Genomic DNA, 2,154 nt, shown 5'->3' on the forward strand with positions numbered 1-2,154 from the left:
AGCGGCAAGGATGGGCGCGGCCCGTACCGCGCGGCCGACCCGGCCGCGATCATGCAGACGAGCCGCCAACTCGCCGGCCGCAATGAAATCCCGGTCGATTACAACCATTCGATCGACCTTGCCGCTCGGAAGGGAGAGGCGGTGCGCCGCTCCGACTTGATGGAGGGGCCGTCCGTCGGCCTCGTGACCGTCACGGGCGTGATCGGCGCTTCGACCATGGCGGTGTTCGAAGAGGTGGCTCCGCACCTCGGCGTGAAGCCCGCCTACAGCATCGCAGCGACGCTGAAGCGCCTCTGCCGGGAGGCCCGCTTCGCCCCCGTGATGCTGTTCGATGAGGCCCAGAACCTCACCTTGCGCTCGGCGCGCGAACTGCTGGCGATCAGCGAGGAAGCCCGCATTCAGATGCTCTTCCTCGGCAACGCCGAGGTGCTGAAGCTCGTCAATTCCAGCCAGGCCGCTATCCAGCAGATCGCCCGCCGCCTACCGGTGCGCGAGGAGATCGACTGCATCCTCGATACGGACGCGGACCTTATCGCCGCCGCCTACGACGTGGAAGGCATGGACGCGTTCCGTCTCTGCCGCGAGCTGGCCCGCGTCCGCCACGCGGACGGCCTCGGCAAGGTGCTGCCGCCGGCCCGCGCCATCGCCGAGGAAGCCGGGAGCAAGGTGGTCCGCGTCGATCACCTGCGCGAGGCGCTGTCCACGTTCCCTCATTTCGTGCGCGACCTGGAGGCAGCCGACGCGGCTCCGAAGGTCGAACGTCAGAGCAGTTTCAAGCGCCTGCCCAAGCGGCGCTGATCCCCCCTTCGTTGCGTGCCCGGCCGGAGGCGATCCGGCGTCGTTTCGACCACGAGGAAACCCTGATGGCATCCCAGACCGCCCCAGAGACCGTTGCGGAGGCGCGGAAGGTTCCGCGCTCGATGCGGGTCGATCCCTCCCGCCGACCCGTCCCCGACGAGGTTCCTCAGTCCATGTTGGACCGGTGGCAAGAGATGCTCGATGAGGCCGAGGCCAATCGCAAGAACACGGTCGATCAGATCACTGTCCATAGGATTACCGTTCAGCGGTACGCCGACGATCTGCGCAAGCTTGTGCATGACGCCTACTTCATGCACCTCGACTTGGATGGTCTGGCCTACCTCTTCGATAAGGCGTTGGTCGACGACGCCGAAGGCGACACCGACTTGCTCAAAGCATCGCATCTTGTGGTGGACGTGATGCGGACCATCGCTGCGCGGCTCAGGGCGTTAGACGAACAGGCCGCCCTTGCCTATCAGAAGGCCAACCCGTGATCCGGCCGGCGCAACTCAAGCTCATCGGGCGCGCCCGCGAGGCTGTCGCGGCCGATCCCGGCGTGTTCGCAGGCATTCTGCGCCGCTGCGGCGGCGTGGACAGCGTCGAGGCCCTGACCGCGCAGGGCTTTGCCCGGCTGATGGATCACTTCACCGTCATCCGGTTCGAGTGCCGGCAGCGGCCGATCCTCTCGGCCGCCACCCGCAAGCTGATCGAGGCGACCGCGCGAGAGCTAGGCCTCACGCCGCACGTCTACGCCGCCGACCTGCGCGGCTATGGCGGCGTCGCCGATCTACGCGACCTCGGCGGCCGGGGCCTGATCGACCTCCTGTCGCGCTGGGAGCAGCGCGGTCTTGACGTCGCCGCCTTCGTCGCGGCGCGCCGCACTATCACGCCGGCCAAGGTCAGGCTGATCCAGGTGGCGCGCAAGTGCAACGCGATGGACGAGAAGCGCTATTACGCCATGCTCCAAGGCTACGGCGGCGTCGTCTCGGCCAACGACCTCGACGGACGCGGCTTCGACCTGTGCATGGCCTTTCTGGAGGCCGAGGGGTTCGAACGCGAGCCTCTGGCCGTCACCAAGCCCGGTTTCGGCCGCAGGGCAGGGTTCGCCTCACCCGAGCAGGTCGAGCTGATCCGCGCGCTTTGGCGCGAATGGACCGGTCCGAGCGCCGAGAGCGATGCTGCCGTTGAAGCAGGCTTGAACGCGTGGCTGGAGCGATACCATCGAGCGTCCTCGCTGCGCTTCCTGACGATGGCCGGCGCCGGCAAGGTAATCACCGCCTTGAGGGCGATGAAGTATCGGACGCGTGAAAAGCAGCTCGGCGGCCCCGATCTAGCCGGAACCCGAACTTCGCCATA

The 2,154-nt window shown here is 67.2% G+C and carries 3 protein-coding genes; all 3 read left to right on the top strand.

The annotated features are described in order from the left end of the window. A partial coding sequence (locus ACP56T_RS21800) for a P-loop NTPase family protein (protein WP_430914102.1) occupies window positions 1-798 on the top strand: 798 nt, incomplete at its 5' end. A 65-nt stretch (window positions 799-863) separates the two neighbouring features. Then, complete coding sequence (locus ACP56T_RS21805; protein WP_430914103.1) at window positions 864-1,292, top strand: hypothetical protein; 429 nt, start codon at window positions 864-866, stop codon at window positions 1,290-1,292. Then, a partial coding sequence (locus tag ACP56T_RS21810; protein ID WP_430914104.1) for a phage protein GemA/Gp16 family protein occupies window positions 1,289-2,154 on the top strand: 866 nt, incomplete at its 3' end. The genes ACP56T_RS21805 and ACP56T_RS21810, both read left to right, overlap by 4 nt.

Origin of the sequence: Methylobacterium endophyticum, assembly GCF_050591105.1 — a bacterium.
Classification (GTDB): Bacteria; Pseudomonadota; Alphaproteobacteria; order Rhizobiales; family Beijerinckiaceae; genus Methylobacterium.